The sequence below is a fragment of the Streptomyces sp. NPDC001373 genome (genome assembly GCF_042895815.1).
Taxonomy (GTDB): domain Bacteria; phylum Actinomycetota; class Actinomycetes; order Streptomycetales; family Streptomycetaceae; genus Streptomyces.
This window is the reverse complement of the sequence record NZ_JBIAWQ010000023.1, coordinates 54,158-73,355: the sequence shown is the minus strand read 5'-3', so window position 1 is coordinate 73,355 and position 19,198 is coordinate 54,158. Positions and strand designations below refer to the sequence as shown.

At 73.2% G+C, this 19,198-nt stretch carries 17 protein-coding genes and 3 tRNA genes; 12 read left to right on the top strand and 8 right to left on the bottom strand.

From position 1 onward, the window contains the following. Positions 1-15: 15 nt before the first annotated feature. The 4 genes from purD (at position 16) to ACFY15_RS32590 (ending at position 6,247) form a co-directional block, all read left to right on the top strand. On the top strand, positions 16-1,269 hold the full coding sequence (gene purD / locus ACFY15_RS32605; protein WP_390826581.1) for a phosphoribosylamine--glycine ligase: 1,254 nt from the start codon (positions 16-18) through the stop codon (positions 1,267-1,269). Between the two features lie 289 nt (positions 1,270-1,558). After that, complete coding sequence (locus tag ACFY15_RS32600) at positions 1,559-3,313, top strand: hypothetical protein (protein WP_390826580.1); 1,755 nt, start codon at positions 1,559-1,561, stop codon at positions 3,311-3,313. Positions 3,314-3,737: 424 nt separating this feature from the next. Beyond that, positions 3,738-5,216 carry a N,N-dimethylformamidase beta subunit family domain-containing protein gene (locus tag ACFY15_RS32595; protein WP_390686024.1) on the top strand — a complete coding sequence of 493 codons (1,479 nt, stop codon included), beginning with the start codon at positions 3,738-3,740 and terminating at the stop codon, positions 5,214-5,216. A gap of 131 nt (positions 5,217-5,347) precedes the next feature. Next, positions 5,348-6,247, top strand: a complete 900-nt coding sequence (locus ACFY15_RS32590) for a phosphoribosylaminoimidazolesuccinocarboxamide synthase (protein WP_390686023.1) — start codon at positions 5,348-5,350, stop codon at positions 6,245-6,247. Positions 6,248-6,291: 44 nt separating this feature from the next. Here ACFY15_RS32590 and ACFY15_RS32585 read toward each other — a convergent pair. The 8 genes from ACFY15_RS32585 to ACFY15_RS32550 form a co-directional block, all read right to left on the bottom strand. Further along, positions 6,292-6,364 (bottom strand) — tRNA-Gly (locus ACFY15_RS32585). 24 nt (positions 6,365-6,388) lie between these two features. Continuing rightward, entirely contained in the window at positions 6,389-7,000 is a 612-nt protein-coding gene (locus tag ACFY15_RS32580) for a response regulator transcription factor (protein WP_390686022.1), read from the bottom strand. Next, positions 6,997-8,241 (bottom strand): sensor histidine kinase, encoded by a 1,245-nt coding sequence (locus ACFY15_RS32575; protein WP_390686021.1) that lies wholly within the window; start codon positions 8,239-8,241, stop codon positions 6,997-6,999. Before ACFY15_RS32575 ends, ACFY15_RS32580 begins: the two co-directional genes overlap by 4 nt. 27 nt (positions 8,242-8,268) lie before the next feature. Further along, the gene (locus tag ACFY15_RS32570; RefSeq protein WP_390826579.1) at positions 8,269-9,030 is read right to left on the bottom strand and encodes an ABC transporter permease; all 762 of its coding nucleotides are present in this window, start codon (positions 9,028-9,030) and stop codon (positions 8,269-8,271) included. Next, complete coding sequence (locus ACFY15_RS32565) at positions 9,027-9,983, bottom strand: ABC transporter ATP-binding protein (RefSeq protein WP_390686019.1); 957 nt, start codon at positions 9,981-9,983, stop codon at positions 9,027-9,029. The genes ACFY15_RS32570 and ACFY15_RS32565 overlap by 4 nt, the downstream gene beginning before the upstream one ends. Positions 9,984-10,137: 154 nt before the next feature. Further along, positions 10,138-10,210: transfer RNA gene (locus ACFY15_RS32560), tRNA-Gly, on the bottom strand. 81 nt (positions 10,211-10,291) lie between these two features. Continuing rightward, positions 10,292-10,363: transfer RNA gene (locus ACFY15_RS32555), tRNA-Gly, on the bottom strand. Between the two features lie 87 nt (positions 10,364-10,450). After that, entirely contained in the window at positions 10,451-10,768 is a 318-nt protein-coding gene (locus ACFY15_RS32550; RefSeq protein ID WP_390686018.1) for an Lsr2 family protein, read from the bottom strand. Positions 10,769-11,110: 342 nt separating this feature from the next. Between ACFY15_RS32550 and purS the strand changes: the two genes are divergently transcribed. The 8 genes from purS (at position 11,111) to purM (ending at position 19,092) form a co-directional block, all read left to right on the top strand. Next, complete coding sequence (purS, locus tag ACFY15_RS32545) at positions 11,111-11,362, top strand: phosphoribosylformylglycinamidine synthase subunit PurS (protein WP_008740952.1); 252 nt, start codon at positions 11,111-11,113, stop codon at positions 11,360-11,362. A 2-nt stretch (positions 11,363-11,364) separates the two neighbouring features. Then, on the top strand, positions 11,365-12,045 hold the full coding sequence (gene purQ, locus ACFY15_RS32540) for a phosphoribosylformylglycinamidine synthase subunit PurQ (protein WP_031156354.1): 681 nt from the start codon (positions 11,365-11,367) through the stop codon (positions 12,043-12,045). Continuing rightward, the gene (purL, locus tag ACFY15_RS32535) at positions 12,042-14,291 is read left to right on the top strand and encodes a phosphoribosylformylglycinamidine synthase subunit PurL (RefSeq protein WP_390686017.1); all 2,250 of its coding nucleotides are present in this window, start codon (positions 12,042-12,044) and stop codon (positions 14,289-14,291) included. The genes purQ and purL overlap by 4 nt, the downstream gene beginning before the upstream one ends. Before the next feature lie 104 nt (positions 14,292-14,395). After that, entirely contained in the window at positions 14,396-15,187 is a 792-nt protein-coding gene (locus ACFY15_RS32530) for a sterol carrier family protein (RefSeq protein WP_390686016.1), read from the top strand. 38 nt (positions 15,188-15,225) lie between these two features. After that, positions 15,226-15,720, top strand: a complete 495-nt coding sequence (locus ACFY15_RS32525; RefSeq protein WP_390686015.1) for an META domain-containing protein — start codon at positions 15,226-15,228, stop codon at positions 15,718-15,720. Continuing rightward, positions 15,717-15,863 carry a hypothetical protein gene (locus ACFY15_RS32520; RefSeq protein ID WP_390686014.1) on the top strand — a complete coding sequence of 49 codons (147 nt, stop codon included), beginning with the start codon at positions 15,717-15,719 and terminating at the stop codon, positions 15,861-15,863. Before ACFY15_RS32525 ends, ACFY15_RS32520 begins: the two co-directional genes overlap by 4 nt. 522 nt (positions 15,864-16,385) lie before the next feature. Further along, positions 16,386-17,903: an amidophosphoribosyltransferase gene (gene purF, locus ACFY15_RS32515; RefSeq protein ID WP_365148527.1), complete on the top strand. Its 1,518-nt coding sequence runs from the start codon at positions 16,386-16,388 to the stop codon at positions 17,901-17,903. 118 nt (positions 17,904-18,021) lie between these two features. Then, positions 18,022-19,092: a phosphoribosylformylglycinamidine cyclo-ligase gene (purM, locus tag ACFY15_RS32510; RefSeq protein ID WP_390686013.1), complete on the top strand. Its 1,071-nt coding sequence runs from the start codon at positions 18,022-18,024 to the stop codon at positions 19,090-19,092. The last annotated feature ends 106 nt before the right edge of the window (positions 19,093-19,198 follow it).

The window sequence follows — 19,198 nt, the reverse complement described above, 5'->3', positions numbered from 1 at the left end:
GCTACCCTGGGCGGCGTGAAGGTCCTCGTCATCGGCGGCGGCGCCCGCGAACACGCCCTGTGCCGCTCTCTGTCCCTCGACCCCGACGTCTCCGCGCTGTACTGCGCCCCCGGCAACGCCGGCATCGCCGAGGTGGCGGAGCTGCGCCCGGTCGACGCCCTCGACGGTGCCGCGGTCGCCGCGCTCGCCGGCGAACTCGGCGCCGACCTGGTCGTCGTCGGCCCGGAGGCGCCGCTGGTCGCCGGGGTCGGCGACGCCGTCCGCGCGGCCGGCATCCCCGTCTTCGGCCCGTCCGGCGCGGCGGCGCAGCTGGAGGGCTCCAAGGCCTTCGCCAAGGACGTGATGGCCGCCGCCGGCGTCCCGACCGCGCGCAGCTACGTCTGCACCACCGCCGAGGAGGTCGATGCGGCGCTCGACGCCTTCGGCGCCCCGTACGTGGTCAAGGACGACGGCCTGGCCGCCGGCAAGGGCGTCGTGGTCACCGAGGACCGCGAGGCCGCCCGGGCGCACGCCGCCGGATGCGACCGCGTGGTCATCGAGGAGTACCTCGACGGCCCCGAGGTCTCCCTCTTCGCCATCACCGACGGCGTCACCGTGCTGCCGCTCCAGCCCGCGCAGGACTTCAAGCGCGCGCTCGACGGCGACGAGGGCCCCAACACCGGCGGCATGGGCGCGTACTCCCCGCTCCCGTGGGCCGACCCGAAGCTGGTCGACGAGGTCCTGGAGACCGTCCTCCAGCCGACCGTGGACGAGCTCCGCCACCGCGGCACCCCCTTCTCCGGGCTGCTGTACGCCGGCCTCGCCCTCACCAGCCGCGGCACCCGCGTGATCGAGTTCAACGCCCGCTTCGGCGACCCCGAGACCCAGGTGGTCCTCGCCCGGCTGCGGACCCCCCTCGCGGGCGTGCTGCTGGGCGCCGCGAACGGCACCCTGAACGCGCTGCCGCCGCTGAGCTGGCGCGACGAGGCCGCCGTCACGGTGGTCATCGCCTCGCACAACTACCCCGGCACCCCGCGCACCGGCGACCCGATCGAGGGCCTCGCCGAGGTGGCCGCCGAGGACGGGCCGGAGGCCTACGTGCTGCACGCCGGGACCCGGCAGGAGGGCGACGCCGTCGTCAGCGCGGGCGGCCGCGTGCTGTCCGTGACGGCGACCGGCTCCGACCTGGCGCAGGCGCGCGAGAGGGCGTACAAGGCCGTCGCGCGGATCCGCCTCGACGGTGCGCAGCACCGCACGGACATCGCCGCCAAGGCGGCCGAGGGGCGCTGACCAGCAGGCCTGTGGGCCACCGGGGGCCCGGTGCGCGACCGCGCGCGCCGGGCCCTCGCGTGCGCCCGCGTGCGCCTGCCTCCAGCGGCGCTCGAGTGCACCCACCTTTACCCAAAGCCATTCCATCGGGTGATGGTCCCCTTGTCCGCCTGACGGCCGCGTGCGCCCCAACTAGGGTGCGGCGCAAGCATTCCGGCACATGGCCCACCGGCATTGCGATGTCAGTGGCGGGTGTCACAGTGGGGGAGTGAGCAAAGCCGCCGCAGGGCAGAGGGGGTGAGGTCCGGCCATGTCCGGAACCGGTTCGATCGCAGAAGTGGGCGTGCCGTCCGCGCGCTCCCGGGCCCTCGCCGTGCTGCGGGTCCGCAGCCGGGCGATGGCGGCCGTGCTGCTGCCCGCCGCCCTCGCCGTGGTACTGGTCACCGCCCGGCTGACGGGTCGGCTGGCCGGCGACCCCTGGCCCTCCGTGACCCTGGCCGTCTGCGCGGTGGCCGTGCTCGTGCTGCTGGCGGGCGGGATCTTCGGCGCCGTGGTGCTGCGGGCGAGCCCCGCCGTGACGCCCACCGTGCCGCTGCCCGAGGCCGCGGCGCCCGACCTGTACCGGCTCGTACGGGACCTCTCCGACCGGATGGGCGTGCCCGCGCCCTCCGCGATAGCCCTGACCCCCGACTGCGACAGCTGGCTGGAGGACCGCAGCCACGGCGCGCACCGCCGGGGCGGGATATCCGCCGGCCCGGAGTCGGAGCCCGGCGCGGCCCCCGTGCTGGTGATCGGCTCGCCGTTCCTGTGGTGGATGCGCGTCGCGGAGCTGCGCGCCCTCCTCGCCCCCGTCGTCGCCGGTACGGGCCCCTCCGCGCACCCCGACATAGCCGACGCCCGCGGCTTCGTACGAGGCCTCGACGCCGCGGCGGACGTCGGCGGCCGGCCCGGACTGGGCTGGCTCGTCGGCCGCCCGGCCCGGCTGCTGCTGCGGCTGTGCGGGCAGGACGCCGCCGAGATGGAGCGCGGGGTGGCCGCGGCCGCCTCGGAGCGCGCACAGGGGGTGGACCAGGGGATGCGCACCGTCGCCCAGGAGCAGGTCGGCCTGGCCTACGCGGGCTGGGACCGGCTGCTGACCCGGGTCGCGCTGCCCGCCTGGCGGATGGGCCGCTGGCCCGCGCACCTCGACGCGGGGGTCGTCTCCGCCCTGACCGAACTGTCCCGGCGCGACCGGCTGGCGGAAGGCTTCGCCTCGCGGCTCGGGGAGCGTCCCGCCTGCGACCTGCTGGAGCAGCCCGGGATGATCGACGAGGCCGCCTCGCTGCTGGCGGCCCGGCTGTTCCACGGCGGTCCGGCCGAGGCCGGCCCGGACTGGTCGCCGGTGGACTGGGCGGCCTACCCGGAGGAGGTCGTCGACCGCAAGTGGCGTACGGAGGCGGCCCGCCTCCACGCCGCCCTGGACGCCCTGTCCGTCCCGGCGGGCCCGGGCCTCCCCGCCGCCTCCGGCACGCCCCGCCCGGAGTCGGCGGCCCCCGCTCCGGCCGCCGCCCGGCCCGCGCCCTCCACGCACTCCGCCCCCTCCGCGCCCGCCCCGGCGAAGCCGCCCGCCACCGCCGACGCCTTCGGCGGGCCGACGCTGGAGCGGGTGCTCGGCTACCTCACGGACCCCGCCGGGGACGGCGCCGCCGGCGAGGCCCTCGCCGGCCGGCTCAGCGGGGACCTCGCGCGGGAGGAACGTACCGCCGGAGCCCGTACGGCAGGCACCGGCGGCCGGTCCGGGGGCGCCGACACCCTGCCCCTGTTCCCGCTCCAGCCCCCGCGCAGCGGCCGCGACCTGCTGGCCGACCACGTCACCGCGCTGGTCTGCTGCGCGGCCGTGGACTCGGCCGGGGCCGACCCCGGACTGGACTGGCTGGACGGCCCGGTGCTGCTGGTCGGCGGCGAGCGGCGGGCCGACCTCGCCGCCCGGGTGCTCTCCCTCGTCGAGGACGGGGACCCGGAGCCCCTGCGGGAATGGCTCGCCGAGCTCGGCGTCCGCCCGGAGAAGCCCGTCCGCCTCGTCTGAGCGCCCCGCCCCGGCGCCGGTCCCGGTCAGCCCCCGGCCCGGCCGCCCGTCGCCCCGCCCCGGCGCCGGTCCCGGTCATCCCCCGGCCCGGCCGCCCGTCGCCCCGCCCCGGCGCCGGTCCCGGCCATCCCCCCGCCCTGCCCGCCCGCCGTACCGCTCCGGCGGCAGGTGCCCCCGTACGCCGCCGAGCCCGCCGGCACGCCCGGCCGGGCAAGGGCTCCGCGCCACCGCGGGCCACCCCGGCGCCAACCCGCCGCGCCATGCAAAGCGGCGCCTCAGGTTCCATTCCCGTCAATTCACGACGAACGGTGACGGAGTGAGTGCGTTATGTGATGTGCTGGGACCGGTCGCGACGCGGGTGTCCGAACCCGGCCCGCGCCACCGTGTCGAGAACGCGTTCGGGGGAGCGAGGGAGGGGAGCGGAATGGGTGCGGACCAGATCCGGCGCTGGGAGTCGGGTGCGCTCGCGCACGCGGTGAACGACCCCTTCGGCCAGGGCCCGCTGCCCTGGTTCCGGGGCAGCGAGCTGTACTTCGACGACACGGGCCACGTCGTCCCCTGGTACGTGGACCCCGCCCTGGCGCCCGGCCAGAAGCCCGGTGCCCACCGTGGCGGCGGCCCCCGTACCGCCGACGACGTGCGCCGGCAGATCAAGGGCTTCAGCTCCACCGGAGCCGTGGCCCCCGGCGAGGCCATCGACTTCCACATCACCGTCGACCCGCCCCAGCAGTTCCAGGTCGACGTCTACCGCATCGGCCACTACGGCGGCGACGGCGCCTCGAAGATCACCACCAGCCCCCGGCTGTCCGGCATCGTCCAGCCGCCCCCGCTCACCGCCGACCGCACGGTCTCCTGCCACCACTGGTGGCAGTCCTGGCGGCTCCAGATCCCCTCGTACTGGAGCGTCGGCGCGTACGTGGCCGTCCTCACCACCGCCGACGGCTACCGCTCCCACATCCCCTTCACGGTCCGCGACGACCATCCCGCGGACCTGCTCCTCCTGCTCCCCGACATCACCTGGCAGGCCTACAACCTCTACCCCGAGGACGGTCACACCGGCGCCAGCCTGTACCACGCCTGGGACGAGGAGGGCCGGCTGCTCGGCGAGCGGGACGCCGCCATCACCGTCTCCTTCGACCGCCCCTACGCGGGCGCCGGGCTGCCCCTGCACGTCGGCCACGCCTACGACTTCATCCGCTGGGCCGAGCGCTACGGCTACGACCTCGCCTACGCCGACACCCGCGACCTCCACGCCGGCCGCGTCGACCCCACCCGCTACCGGGGCCTGGTCTTCCCCGGGCACGACGAGTACTGGTCGCTCCCCATGCGCCGCACCGTCGAGCGCGCCCGCGACCGCGGCACCTCGCTCGTCTTCCTCTCCGCCAACACCATGTACTGGCAGGTCGAGCTGGCCCCCTCCCCCTCCGGGGTGCCCGACCGGCTCCTGACCTGCCGAAAACGCCGCGGCCCCGGACGCCCCAGCCTGTGGCGCGAGGTGGACCGCCCGGAACAGCAGCTGCTCGGCATCCAGTACGCGGGCCGGGTCCCGGAACCCGCGCCCCTGATCGTCCGCAACGCCACGCACTGGCTCTGGGACTCCACCGGCGCCGCCGAGAACGACGAGCTCGACGGCCTGGTCGCGGGTGAGGCCGACCGGTACTTCCCGCGCACCCAGCTCCCCGAGCACCAGGACCGGATCCTGCTCGCCCACTCCCCGTACCTCGACGGCGAGGGCGCCAAGCGCCACCAGGAGACCTCCCTCTACCGGGCCCCCGGCGGGGCCCTCGTCTTCGCCTCCGGCACCTTCGCCTGGTCCCCGGCCCTGGACCGCCCCGGACACGTGGACGAGCGGATCCAGCGGGCGACCGCCAACCTCCTCGACCGGATCTGCAAGCGGGACTGACGGGACGCCCCGACCCCGGAGCGGCCGGACCGGCCCCACGACCGGCCCACCCCCCCCTGCCCCGGGCACGGCACCCCGTGCGGGAGAATGGTCCCGCGCCCCGCGCTCGTACAGAACCACAGGGAGACCCCGTGCCCGGATTCGTCGAAAAGCCCGAGCCGGTGCAGGTGCCCGGCCTCGTCCACCTCCACACCGGCAAGGTCCGCGACCTCTACCGCGGCGAGGACGGCAACCTCGTCATGGTCGCCAGCGACCGCATCTCCGCCGCAGACTGGGTGCTGCCCACCGAGATCCCGGAGAAGGGCCGCATCCTCACGCAGCTCTCCCTCTGGTGGTTCGAGCAGCTCTCGGACCTGGTCCCGAACCACGTCATCAGCACCGACCTGCCCGCCGGCGCCCCCGCCGACTGGGAGGGCCGCACGCTGGTCTGCAAGAGCCTCGACATGGTCCCGGTCGAGTGCGTGGCCCGCGGCTACCTCACCGGCTCCGGCCTCAAGGAGTACGTCCAGTCCCGCACGGTCTGCGGACTCGCCCTTCCCGAGGGCCTCGTCGACGGCTCCGAGCTGCCCGCCCCGATCTTCACCCCGGCCGCCAAGGCCGAGGTCGGCGACCACGACGAGAACGTCTCCTACGAGGAGGTCGCCCGCACCACCGGCGCCGAGACGGCGGCGCTGCTGCGCCAGACCACCCTCGCCGTCTACGGCCGCGCCCGCGACATCGCCCGCGAGCGCGGGATCATCCTCGCGGACACCAAGTTCGAGTTCGGCTTCGACAACGGCACGCTCGTCGCCGCGGACGAGGTCCTCACCCCGGACTCCTCCCGCTTCTGGCCCGCCGACCAGTGGCAGCCGGGCCGCACGCAGCCCTCGTTCGACAAGCAGTACGTCCGCGACTGGCTGGCCTCCCCGGCCTCCGGCTGGGACTCCAAGGGCGAGCTCCCGCCGCCGGTCCTCCCGCAGGACGTCGTGGCGCAGACCCGCGCCAAGTACGTCGAGGCCTACGAGCGCCTCACCGGCCAGACCTGGAGCTGATACGACGAAGGCCCCGATCAACCGATCGGGGCCTTCGTTCACTGAGCGGACAACGCGACTCGAACGCGCGACATCCACCTTGGCAAGGTGGTGCTCTACCAACTGAGCTATGTCCGCCTGTGCGCCTCAGCGCGATGCCTACTATACCCAACCCCGGGACCGGGCGAGACGCACTGCCGTATGACGGTTCTCCGCGCCGAGCTTCATGGCGGCCGAGGACAGGTAGTTCCGCACGGTCCCCTGCGACAGCCGGGCCCGCTCCGCGATCTCCGCGATGGGCGCCCCGTCGGCCGCGAGTTCCAGCACCTCCGCCTCGCGGGCCGTCAGCGGGGAGTCCCCCGCGCTGATCGCGTCGGCCGCCAACTCCGGGTCCACGTAACGGCCTCCGGCGTGCACCGTACGGATCAGCTCGGCCAGCCGCTGCGCCGACACCGTCTTCGGGGCGAAGGCCCGCACCCCCGCCGCGAGGGCCCGCTTCAGGTGCCCTGGACGCCCGTGACTGGTCACGATCATGACCTTGCAGTCGGGCAGCTCGGTCCGCAGCGACGTGGCGACGCTCACACCGTCCGCCCCCGGCATCTGCAGGTCCAGCACCGCCACGTCGGGCCGGTGCGCCCGCGCCATGGCGAGGGCCTCCGGCCCGGAGGCCGCCTCGGCGACGACCGCCAGGTCGTCCTCCAGACCCAGGAGGGCGACCAGTGCGCCCCGGATCAGGTGTTCGTCGTCCGCCAGCAGTACCCGTACGGGGCTCACGCCCGCACCTCCACTCGTCGTGCGTCCAGGGGTATCTCGGCCCGCAGCCGGAACCGGCCGCCCCCGGCCGGTCCGGCGTGCAGGATCCCCTCCACGGCCGCGAGCCGCTCCCGCAGGCCCGCGAGCCCTGATCCGGGCGGTCCGGCCGGGGCGTCGGGCACCCCGTCGTTCTCCACCAGCAGCGTCAGGGTGCCCGGAGCCTCCCGGTCCGTGAGCCGGATCAGGCAGCTGCGGGCGTCCCCGTGCCGCAGCACGTTCGTCGTCGCCTCCCGGACCACCCAGCCCAGCGCCGACTGCACCTCGCCCGGCAGCTCCCGCCCGGCCGTCGCGAACTCCACCCGGCAGTCCATCCCGGCCGCGCTGAGCACCCCGCGCGCACCCTCCAGCTCCACGGCCAGGTCAGCCTCGCGGTAGCCGCGCACGACGTCGCGCACCTCCTTCTGCGACTCCCGCGCGATCCGCTGCACCTCGATCATCTGGTCCACGGCCTCGGGGCGTTCGCGCCGGGCCAGCTGCACCGCCAGCTCGCTCTTGAGGGCGATCACCGCCAGGTTGCGGCCCATCACGTCGTGCAGGTCCCGGCCGAACCGCAGCCGCTCCTCCGCGACCGCCAGCCGGGCCTGGACCTCGCGGGCCTGGTCGAGCTCGTAGACGGTGCGCAGCAGCCATCCGGAGAAGCCGCAGGTGAAGGCGAGGAAGGCGCAGGTCAGCAGAACCCCGATGAAGTACCCGACGGCCTCCTCCAGCGGCAGGCCCAGCGCGGCGACGGCCGCCGCGGTCCCCACGGCGGCGGCCAGGGGGACGAGCCTCATGTGGCGGACCTTCTGCAGGGTCAGCACGAGGGATCCGCAGCCGAAGCAGCTCACCCCGACCACCAGTCCGGGCGTCGCGGCCTCGTGGAGCCAGCCGAACCGGCGCAGGCCGAGGAGGAGCAGGACGGTGGCGGCCGTGACGACCGAGGTGGCCACCGCGAGCCGCACGGGCCGTTCGCGCCGGCCGGTCACCCCGTCCAGGGCCCTGGAGGACAGGAACCCGACGAGCAGGGCGTGCGCGCACACCGCGAGGAAGGCCGCCACCGCGGGCGCCAGCGGCTTCGGGGAGGCCGGGTCGCGGACCGTGAAGGCCATCGACCCGAAGGAGAGGATCTCCACGAGCACGAAGAAGTGGAACGACCAGCGCGTGTACACCTCGACCTTGCCCGCACTGCTGCGGTTCTTCCACCACCCGGTCAGCTTCGACACGGCCCGTCCCCCCGGCTCTTCCCTCGTCTAACGGCGCGGTTCCCAGCGGAACCACCGCTGGACAGCAAACACCGTGACCATGATCCAGGCCAGCGTGGTGAGCGCGGCCCCCAGCAGCTCGTAGCCCCCGGCCCCGCCGCTCCAGCCGGCCCGGACGAGCGCCATCGCCCCGCTGAGCGGCAGCAGTTCGCACACCGAGGCCACGACGTCGGGCAGCGAGTCCGTCGGCGCGAACAGCCCCGAGCCGATCGCCGTCACCAGGAACAGCGGCAGCGTCGTCAGTCCCGCGGTCTCCACGTTCCGGGTGAAGGCGCTGGTCAGCGCGGCCAGTCCGGCGAGCAGCGGCAGGGCGCCGAGGACGCCCGCGACGAGCAGCGCCGGGTGCTGCGGCATCGGGGCGCCCAGCACCGCGGCCCCGGCCACCGCGAGGACGGCGATCTGGGTGAGGGCGATCACCGCCGAGGGCAGCGCCGTCCCGGTGAGGATCTCCAGGTCGCCGGCCTCGCCCGTGCGCAGCCGCTTCAGGACGAGCTCCTCGCGCCGGGCGACGTAGGCGGAGACCAGGTTCATGTAGACGACGAGGACCAGCACCATCCCGATGCCCCCGGTGAGGGTGGCCTCGGCGACGGCGGCCGCGGTGTCCCCGCCGGCGATCGTGCGCAGGACGAGGACCATCGACGCCGGCATCAGCACGGCCACGCTCAGCGTGGCCCGGTTGCGGACCAGCAGGGTCAGTTCGGACCGGCCCAGCGCGGCGAGCCGGCGGGGGTCCAGGGCGAGCGCGTTCATCGGGTCCCCGCCGTCGTGTCGTCGGTGCGGTGGGCGCCGGCGGCCGCGCCGCGACGGCTCCGGGCGATCTCCAGGAAGGCCTCCTCCAGGGAGGCGTGGCGGGCGTCGAGCCCGGCCAGTTCGACCCCGGCCTCCTCGGCCCAGCGCAGCAGCGCGGTGAGGTCGGCCTGGAGCCGGCCGGTTCGGATCTCCACGTGCGGGCCGTCGGCGGCGGCGCGCAGCGCCAGCGGCAGCCGTCCGGCGGGCACCCCGTCGGGCAGGGTGAAGCGGATCCGGGACGGCCGGGTCGCGGTGACCTCCCGGGGGGTGCCGGCCAGCACCAGCTCCCCCTCGTGCATGATCGCGAGCCGGTCCGCGAGGGACTCGGCCTCTTCCAGGTAGTGCGTGGTCAGCAGCACGGTGGTGCCCTGGGCCCGGAGCTCCCGGACGAGCTCCCAGGTGTCCTGGCGGCCCTCGGGGTCCATTCCGGTGGTCGGCTCGTCGAGGAACAGCACCTCGGGCCGCCCCAGCAGGGCCAGCGCCAGGTCGAGCCGCCGCCGCTCGCCGCCGGACAGCTGCTTGACCCGCACGGAGGACCGCGCGACCAGTCCGACCAGTTCCAGCACCTCCCCGGCCGGGCGGGCGCCGGTGGTGACCCCGCCCCACATCCGCAGGGTCTCGGCGACGGTCAGGTCGGAGGGGAAGCCGCCCTCCTGGAGCATGACCCCGGTGCGCGGGCGGACCTCACCCCGGCGGGCGTACGGGTCGAGCCCGAACACGCGGACCTCGCCGCCGGTGGGGGCGGCGAGTCCCTCCAGCAGTTCGACGGTGGAGGTCTTGCCCGCGCCGTTGGTGCCGAGCAGGGCGAAGACCTCGCCGCGGGCGACGGAGAAGTCGATGCCGCGCACGGCCTCGAAGCCCCCGGCGTAGCCGCGGCGGAGGCCCCGCGCCTGGATCACTGTGTCGGTGGTCATGTTCCAAGGCTCCCGGCGGGCCGGGCGGGGGAGCAGTGCGCGCTGTCACGACTCCCGATGACATTTGTCATCGGGAGTGGGCTGCGCCACATCGGCGTGACCGTACGCCGCAACGACAAAGGCCCCGATCGGAGATCGGGGCCTTTGTCGTCTGAGCGGACGACGCGACTCGAACGCGCGACATCCACCTTGGCAAGGTGGTGCTCTACCAACTGAGCTACGTCCGCATGTCCAGCGACGGCTTGTGGGCCGTTCACTGTGTGCCTCACTCTACCTGATCCACGACCGTGGTCGGTAAAGCGATGCAGAGCGGGTGACAGGGATTGCACACTGCGCCTCCCCCCTGGAAGGGGGGTGTTCTGCTACTGAACTACACCCGCACGACTTCGGTTCCCGGCCTTTCGGCCTGGCCCCTCGGCGTGATCCACACACTAGCCGATCAGAGGGGGTGCATGGCAAATCCGGGGTCAGTGGGCGTCGTTGTAGGCGGCGTAGACCGCCTTCGGGATGCGCCCGCGCGGGGGCACGTCGTGACCGTGGGAGCGGGCCCAGGCCCGGACGACCGCCGGGTCCGGGGCGACGGTGGTGTGCTTGAAGGCCTTGCCCGAGCGGGACTGGCGGCGGCCGGCGGCCACGAAGGGCTCCAGGCTCTTCCGCAGTTTCTCTGCGTTCGCCACATTGAGGTCGATCTCGTAGGACTTACCGTCCAGGGCGAACGTCACCGTTTCCGCCGCTTCCCCGCCGTCGAGGTCGTCGGAGATCGTGACTACTACGCGCTGCGCCACGGATATCGGTCCCTTCGTGCGCCTCGCCGCGCGCTGACGTGCGGTGATGTCGCCTGTGTGGAGGTTTCGGCGGAATACGGCAAACCGTCCCCGCCGTGAGGCGGCAAATGTTACGGCCCCGGCTGATTCCTTTGTACCGCGATTCCCATTGAATTGCGAAGCCCAGTTAATTCCTCCCGCGTGTCCCGCCGCAATGCCGGGCGAGTGGTTTTCCGGTGGATTTTGCGAAGCGTTGGTGAAGCCGAAACCGCGGCCCGGGTGACCCCGGGCGATATCTACCCGCGTAGAAATTTCGGACGGGTACGCTGAGGGAACCGCCTTGCACCAACCACCTCATCGGGAGTGCCAGTGGCACGCGTCGTAGTCGACGTCATGCTCAAGCCGGAGATCCTCGACCCCCAGGGCCAGGCGGTGCAGCGTGCACTGCCGCGCCTGGGCTTCGAGGGGATCGCCGACGTCCGCCAGGGGAAGCGCTTCGAACTGGAAGTGGAGGGACCGGTCGACCAGGCCGCCCTCGACCGCATCCACAAGATGGCCGAAACGTTCCTCGCCAACACCGTCATCGAAGACTTCACCGTGAAGGTCGAGGCCTGAGGGTGACCACTCGCATCGGTGTCGTCACGTTCCCCGGAACGCTCGACGACCGTGACTCGCTGCGCGCCGTCCGCCTCGCGGGGGCGGAGCCGGTCTCGCTGTGGCACCGCGACAAGGACCTGCACCAGGTCGACGCGGTCGTCCTCGCGGGCGGCTTCTCCTACGGGGACTACCTGCGCGCCGGGGCCATCTCCCGCTTCTCGCCGGTGATGGAGACCATCATCGAGCAGGCCAGGGCCGGCATGCCCGTCCTCGGCATCTGCAACGGCTTCCAGGTCCTCACCGAGGCCCACCTGCTGCCGGGGGCGATGCTCCGCAACAACCACCTCCACTTCATCTGCCGCGACCAGAAGCTGCGGGTGGAGAACGCGGAGACCGCGTGGACCGGCGACTACACCGCCGGCCAGGAGATCTCCGTGCCGCTCAAGAACATGGACGGCCGGTACGTCGCCGACGAGCGCACGCTCGACGAACTGGAGGCCGAGGGCCGAGTGGCCTTCCGGTACCTGGACGTGAACCCCAACGGCTCGCTGCGCGACATCGCCGGCATCACCAACGCCGAGGGGAACGTCGTCGGCCTCATGCCGCACCCCGAGCACGCGGTCGAGCCGCTGATCGGGACGGGCCGCACCGACGGCCTCCCGTTCTTCACGTCGGTCCTGAAGAAGCTGGTCAGCGCATGAGCCTCGACACCGTCAAGAACGCCACCGAAACCCCGGACGCGGCGCAGCCCTGGAAGGAGCTCGGCCTCAAGGAGGACGAGTACGCCCGGATCCGCGAGATCCTCGGCCGCCGCCCCACCGGCGCCGAGCTCGCCATGTACTCGGTCATGTGGTCCGAGCACTGCTCCTACAAGAGCAGCAAGGTCCACCTGAAGCAGTTCGGCGAGAAGGTCCCGCAGAACGACGCCATGCTCGTCGGCATCGGCGAGAACGCCGGCGTCGTCGACGTCGGCCAGGGGTACGCGGTCACCTTCAAGGTCGAGTCGCACAACCACCCCTCGTACATCGAGCCCTACCAGGGCGCGGCCACCGGCGTCGGCGGCATCGTCCGCGACATCCTCGCCATGGGCGCCCGCCCGGTCGCGGTCGTGGACCCGCTGCGCTTCGGCGCGGCCGACCACCCCGACACCAAGCGCGTCCTGCCGGGCGTGGTCGCGGGCATCGGCGGCTACGGCAACTGCCTGGGCCTGCCGAACATCGGCGGCGAGGTCGTCTTCGACGCCTGCTACCAGGGCAACCCGCTGGTCAACGCCGGCTGCATCGGCGTGATGAAGCACGAGGACATCCACCTCGCCAAGGCCTCCGGCCCGGGCAACAAGGTCATCCTCTACGGCGCCCGCACCGGCGGCGACGGCATCGGCGGCGTCTCGGTCCTCGCGTCCGAGACCTTCGACGACACCAAGCCCACCAAGCGCCCCGCCGTCCAGGTCGGCGACCCCTTCCAGGAGAAGCTCCTCATCGAGTGCACCCTGGAGATCTTCAAGGAGAAGCTGGTCGCCGGCATCCAGGACCTCGGCGGCGCCGGGCTCTCCTGCGCCACGTCCGAGCTGGCCTCCGCGGGCTCCGGCGGCATGCGCGTGGAGCTGGACACCGTCCCGCTGCGCGACGCGACGCTCTCGCCCGAGGAGATCCTCATGAGCGAGTCGCAGGAGCGCATGTGCGCGATCGTCGAGCCGCAGCACGTCGACCGCTTCATGGAGATCTGCGAGAAGTGGGACGTCATCGCCACCGTCATCGGTGAGGTGACCGAAGGCGAGCGCCTGGAGATCTTCTGGCACGGCGAGCAGATCGTGGACGTGCCCCCGGGCACCGTCGCCCACGAGGGCCCGGTCTACCACCGCCCCTACGCCCGTCCGGACTGGCAGGACGCCCTCCAGGCGGACGACGCGAACGCGCTGCCGCGGCCGCAGACCTCCGAGGAGCTGCGCGCGCAGGTCCTGGCGCTGGTCTCCTCCCCGAACCAGGCCTCCAAGTCCTGGGTCACCGACCAGTACGACCGGTTCGTGCAGGGCAACACCGTCCTGGCGCAGCCCGAGGACGCGGGCATGGTCCGCATCGACGAGGAGTCCAACCTCGGCGTGGCCATGGCCACGGACGGCAACGGCCGCTACGCCAAGCTCGACCCGTACACGGGCGCGCAGCTTGCCCTGGCCGAGGCGTACCGCAACGTCGCCGCGACCGGTGCCAAGCCGCTGGCCATCTCCGACTGCCTGAACTTCGGCTCGCCGGAGGACCCGGGCGTCATGTGGCAGTTCGCCGAGGCCACGCGTGGTCTGGCGGACGGCTGCCTGGAGCTGGGCACCCCGGTGACCGGCGGCAACGTCTCCCTCTACAACCAGACGGGCGACACCGCGATCCACCCGACCCCGGTCGTGGCGGTCCTCGGTGTGATCGACGACGTCAACCGCCGCACGCCGATGGCGTTCAAGGAGGCCGGCCAGCTGCTGTACCTGCTGGGCGACACCTCCGAGGAGTTCGGCGGCTCGGCCTGGTCCCAGGTCGTCCACGACCACCTCGGCGGCATGCCGCCCAAGGTGGACCTGGGCCGCGAGAAGCTGCTCGCCGAGATCCTGATCTCCGCCTCCCGCGACGGCATGGTCGACGCGGCGCACGACCTGTCGGACGGCGGCGTGATCCAGGCGCTCACCGAGTCCTGCCTCAAGGGCGGCAACGGTGCGCGGATCGTGGTCCCGGAGGGCCTGGACGCGTTTACGTTCCTGTTCTCCGAGTCCGCCGGCCGTGCCATCGTGTCGGTCCCGCGCAGCGAGGAGCTCCGCTTCACCGACATGTGCGGCGCCCGCGGCCTGCCCGCCACCCGCATCGGTGTGGTGGACGGCGAGGAGATCGAGATCCAGGGCGAGTTCACCCTCCCCCTGGCCGAACTCCGCGAGGCCCACGAGGCGACCATCCCGGCCCTCCTGGCCTGATCGCCCCGGCTGTACGAGGCCCCGTCCACACCCTGTGGGCGGGGCCTCGGCGCGTGTGCCGGCAGCCGTGCCGGGCAGCCGCCCCGCCCCAGTAGGGTCGGGGCATGTCGCCCGCCAAGAAGAAGCAGCGCACCTACGACCAGGCGAAGATCCGTGCGGCCGTCACCGCGCAGTTCGGGCATGTCGCCGAAGGTGTGGGGGACTTGGGGCCCGAGCAGCTGGGGCTGCCCAGTGGGCTCGGGGACTGGAGCGTCGGGGACCTCGCCGGGCACATCGCCTGGATCGCGGACTCGCTCGCCGCGGGGCTGGCCCGGCCGCCGGCCGCCGTCGCCGAGCTGAGCGCCGTCGAGTGGCCCTTCGCCACCGCCTCCCTCGCCGGGAAGATCTCCGAGGCCGCCCGTGAGACCCTCACGGGCGCTCCGGTTCCCGAGCTGTTCGCACGGGCCGGCGCCCGGCTGGCCGAGGCCCTGGAGGCGAACCCCGGCAGCCGTGTGATGGACCTGTGGATCGGGGACATGACCCTCGCCGACTTCCTGGTCACCCGGACGGTGGAGCTGGTGGTCCACACCGACGACCTGAACCGGGCCGCCGGCCTGGACATCCCCGTCGAGCGGCAGGCCCTGGCCGCCTGCACCAGGCTGCTCGCCGACGCCCTCGCGGTGAAGGCGCCCGGCGGGTCGGTGGAGGTGCGGATCCCGCCCTTCGCGGTGGTCCAGTGCGTGGAGGGCCCCCGGCACACCCGCGGCACCCCGCCCAACGTGGTGGAGACCGACCCGCTCACCTGGCTCCGGCTCGCCACGGGCCGTACCGGCTGGGCCGAGGCCCTGGCGGACGCCCGGGTCAGCGCCAGCGGCGACCGGGCCGACCTGTCCGGGCTGCTGCCGCTGATGAGCTGAGGGGGGAACCCGACGGGGGCCGGGACCGTCCCAGGGGCATGCGCATCCCCAGGCTCCCCGCCGGGCCCGCCGCAGCGGGGCTGGCCCTCCTGCTGGCCCTCGCCGGCTGCACCGCCGCCCCGCAGGACGGGAGTGACACCGCCGCGACCGTGCAGAGCTCCGCCACGCCCCCGGTGGCGGACGCCCCGCTGACCGCGACCGAATGGACCGTGACCGCCCTGGACGGCGTGCCGGTCCCCGCCGGGGCGGCCGGCCGGGCCCGGTTCAGCCTCGCCCCCGACGGCACCGCCGGCGGCAGCCTCGGCTGCAACCGGTTCAGTGCCCCGGTCGCCGTCGAGGGCGCCACCGTCACCTTCGGGCCCGTCACCAGCACCCGGATGGCCTGCGAGGGCCCGGCGGGCGAGGTCGAACGGGCCCTGACCGGCCTCTTCGGCACGGGCCCGCTCACCTGGACGGTGCGGGGCCGCACCCTCACCCTCGCCGCCCCGGACGGCCGCACCCTGACCGCCGAGGCGGCCTCGGCGGCCGAATGACCAGACGCGGGCCCCGGGGGATCCCCGGTCAGGCCGCGTACGGGAGCAGCCCCGCGTCCGTCCGTTCCCGGGCGGCCCGCCGCCGCGCGGCCGGCCTGTTCGCGCAGGGCGCCGACCAGGCCGAAGAGCTGGTCGCGGCCTGACTTCCCCCGTGGTACCTCTACCCGGGAGCGGTCCCACGGGCGCCGGCGGACCGGTCGGCCGACCGGGCGGGAGCCGCTCCGAGCCCGCGGCGGAGGCCGCCGCGGGCGCTCCGACGGCGGCCTCCGAAGGCACGGCGGGAAAACCCGCTGTTGTACGAAGGCACAGGTACTTCGGGGCGCGGCTCACCCGCCCGTCTCCGGCGGGGCGCGGCACGGCGCTCGGCGCGGCGGGGCAGGCCGGGGCGAAGCGGAATGGTGAGAGGGGGAAGTGGAGTTGCGGCTGCGCGCAACAGCGGCGGATGGCGCTCGCGACACGGACCAGGCCCACGCGCCGGCGCTCGACGAGGGTGACGGAACGGTCACCGGGAGGCTGCATGAGGCGAGAGCCTGAGCGAGTCGCCTCGTAGATGTCCACAAAAGATCGAATACCGAGACGGAGGCATTCGGTCACCCTCTGTGCTGTGACATTTCCCGGCCGTCCTCAATTCGGACCAGTGGTCGATCTCGCCTACACTCGGGGGCGTGCCTCGTGGTGATGGACGACTCAACCACGACCTGCTCCCCGGCGAGAAGGGCCCCCAGGACGCTTGCGGCGTCTTCGGTGTCTGGGCTCCGGGTGAAGAGGTCGCCAAGCTCACCTACTTCGGACTGTATGCGCTGCAGCACCGCGGACAAGAGTCCGCGGGAATCGCTGTGAGCAACGGTTCCCAGATCCTCGTCTTCAAGGACATGGGCCTCGTTTCCCAGGTCTTCGACGAAACCTCTCTCGGCTCGCTCCAGGGTCATATCGCGGTCGGTCACGCCCGCTACTCGACCACCGGAGCGTCCGTCTGGGAGAACGCTCAGCCCACCTTCCGGGCGACCGCCCACGGCTCCATTGCCCTGGGTCACAACGGCAACCTGGTGAACACCGCCGAGCTTGCCGAGATGGTCGCAGACCTCCCCCGTCAGGACGGCCGTGCCACCCAGGTGGCGGCCACCAACGACACCGACCTGGTGACCGCCCTCCTCGCCGGCCAGACCGACGACGAGGGCAGGCCCCTGACCATCGAGGAGTCGGCCGCCAAGGTCCTCCCGCAGGTCAAGGGCGCCTTCTCGCTGGTGTTCATGGACGAGGGGACCCTCTACACCGCCCGTGACCCGCAGGGCATCCGCCCGCTGGTCCTCGGCCGCCTGGAGCGCGGCTGGGTGGTCGCGAGCGAGACCGCCGCCCTTGACATCTGCGGTGCCAGCTTCGTCCGCGAGGTCGAGCCGGGCGAGCTCATCGCGATCGACGAGAACGGCCTGCGCACCTCGCGCTTCGCTGAAGCGAAGCCCAAGGGCTGTGTGTTCGAGTACGTCTACCTGGCGCGCCCGGACACCGACATCGCCGGCCGCAACGTCTACCTCTCGCGCGTCGAGATGGGTCGGCGCCTCGCCAAGGAAGCCCCGGTCGACGCCGACCTGGTGATAGCGACGCCGGAATCCGGCACGCCCGCCGCCGTCGGCTACGCCGAGGCCAGCGGGATCCCGTACGGCTCCGGCCTGGTCAAGAACGCCTACGTCGGCCGGACCTTCATCCAGCCCTCGCAGACGATCCGCCAGCTCGGCATCCGGCTCAAGCTCAACCCGCTCAAGGAAGTCATCCGGGGCAAGCGCCTCGTCGTCGTCGACGACTCGATCGTCCGCGGCAACACCCAGCGCGCCCTCGTGAAGATGCTCCGCGAGGCCGGCGCGGCCGAGGTCCACATCCGGATCTCCTCGCCGCCGGTGAAGTGGCCGTGCTTCTTCGGCATCGACTTCGCCACCCGGGCCGAGCTGATCGCCAACGGCATGACGGTCGACGAGATCGCCACGTCGCTGGGCGCGGACTCGCTGTCGTACATCTCGCTCGACTCGATGATCGAGGCGACGACCATCCAGAAGCCCAACCTCTGCCGTGCCTGCTTCGACGGCGAGTACCCCATGGAGCTGCCCGACCCGCAGCTCCTGGGCAAGCAGCTCCTGGAGAGCGAGCTCGCGGGCGGCACCGACGCCGCCGACGCGCTCCGCCGCCCGTAGGCCCGTGGGCCGGCCCTTCCCGGGCCGGCCCGGCTCCACCTGCGCCGAGCCCTGTCTTTGAGGCTTCTCCCGGGACCCGGCACCACACGCAGCAACGACACGAAAGCTCTCGCCTGTCATGACAGAGAAGACCACCGGTGCCAGCTACGCAGCCGCCGGCGTCGACATCGAAGCGGGCGACCGCGCCGTCGAGCTGATGAAGGAGTGGGTGAAGAAGACGCAGCGCCCCGAGGTCCTCGGCGGCCTCGGCGGCTTCGCCGGCCTCTTCGACGCCTCCGCCCTCAAGCGCTACGAGCGCCCCCTGCTGGCCTCGGCCACGGACGGTGTCGGCACCAAGGTGGACATCGCCCGCCAGATGGGCGTCTACGACACCATCGGCCACGACCTGGTCGCCATGGTGATGGACGACATCGTCGTCTGCGGGGCCGAGCCCCTCTTCATGACGGACTACATCTGCGTCGGCAAGGTCCACCCCGAGCGCGTCGCGGCCATCGTCAAGGGCATCGCCGAGGGCTGCGTCCTCGCCGGCTGCGCCCTGGTCGGCGGCGAGACCGCCGAGCACCCGGGCCTGCTCGGGCCGGACGACTTCGACGTCGCGGGCGCCGGCACGGGCGTGGTCGAGTACGACCGCCTCCTCGGCGCCGATCGCATCCGTACGGGGGACGCCGTCATCGCGATGGCTTCGTCCGGCCTTCACTCGAACGGGTACTCGCTCGTCCGCCACGTCCTCTTCGACCGCGCCGGGATGTCCCTCGACCAGCACGTCGAGGAGCTCGGCCGGACCCTCGGCGAGGAGCTGCTGGAGCCGACCAAGATCTACTCGCTCGACTGCATGGCCCTCACCCGTACGGCCGAGGTCCACGCCTACTCGCACATCACCGGCGGCGGCCTCGCCGCGAACCTGGCCCGGGTCATCCCGGACCACCTGCACGCCACGGTCGACCGCTCCACCTGGACCCCGGGTGCCGTCTTCGACCTGGTCGGCAAGGCCGGGAACGTCGAGCAGCTGGAGCTGGAGAAGACCCTGAACATGGGCGTCGGCATGATGGCCGTGGTCCCGCAGGAGTCGGTGGACGTGGCCCTGACCGCGCTGGCCGACCGGGGCGTCGAGGCCTGGGTCGCGGGCGAGATCCTGGACCGCGGCGACCGTACCGAGGGTGCCACCCTGACCGGCAGCTACGCGGGCTGAGCAGCGCTAAAACCCGGTCCGGGGCAAGGCCCCGGACCGGGTTTTAGCATTCTTCAGCTGTCAGCCAGCAAGAGCTGGGCTGTGCAGACGCTCGATGCAGAGCTGC

Bases quoted from the DNA above. Each gene is read 5' to 3' on its own strand.
- ACFY15_RS32595 (WP_390686024.1), top strand. From the start codon at position 3,738: ATGGGTGCGGACCAGATCCGGCGCTGGGAGTCGGGTGCGCTCGCGCAC.
- ACFY15_RS32600 (WP_390826580.1), top strand. From the start codon at position 1,559: ATGTCCGGAACCGGTTCGATCGCAGAAGTGGGCGTGCCGTCCGCGCGC.
- ACFY15_RS32530 (WP_390686016.1), top strand. From the start codon at position 14,396: ATGTCGCCCGCCAAGAAGAAGCAGCGCACCTACGACCAGGCGAAGATC.
- purL (WP_390686017.1), top strand. From the start codon at position 12,042: ATGAGCCTCGACACCGTCAAGAACGCCACCGAAACCCCGGACGCGGCG.
- ACFY15_RS32570 (WP_390826579.1), bottom strand. From the start codon at position 9,030: ATGAACGCGCTCGCCCTGGACCCCCGCCGGCTCGCCGCGCTGGGCCGG.
- ACFY15_RS32525 (WP_390686015.1), top strand. From the start codon at position 15,226: ATGCGCATCCCCAGGCTCCCCGCCGGGCCCGCCGCAGCGGGGCTGGCC.
- purM (WP_390686013.1), top strand. From the start codon at position 18,022: ATGACAGAGAAGACCACCGGTGCCAGCTACGCAGCCGCCGGCGTCGAC.
- ACFY15_RS32565 (WP_390686019.1), bottom strand. From the start codon at position 9,983: ATGACCACCGACACAGTGATCCAGGCGCGGGGCCTCCGCCGCGGCTAC.
- ACFY15_RS32520 (WP_390686014.1), top strand. From the start codon at position 15,717: ATGACCAGACGCGGGCCCCGGGGGATCCCCGGTCAGGCCGCGTACGGG.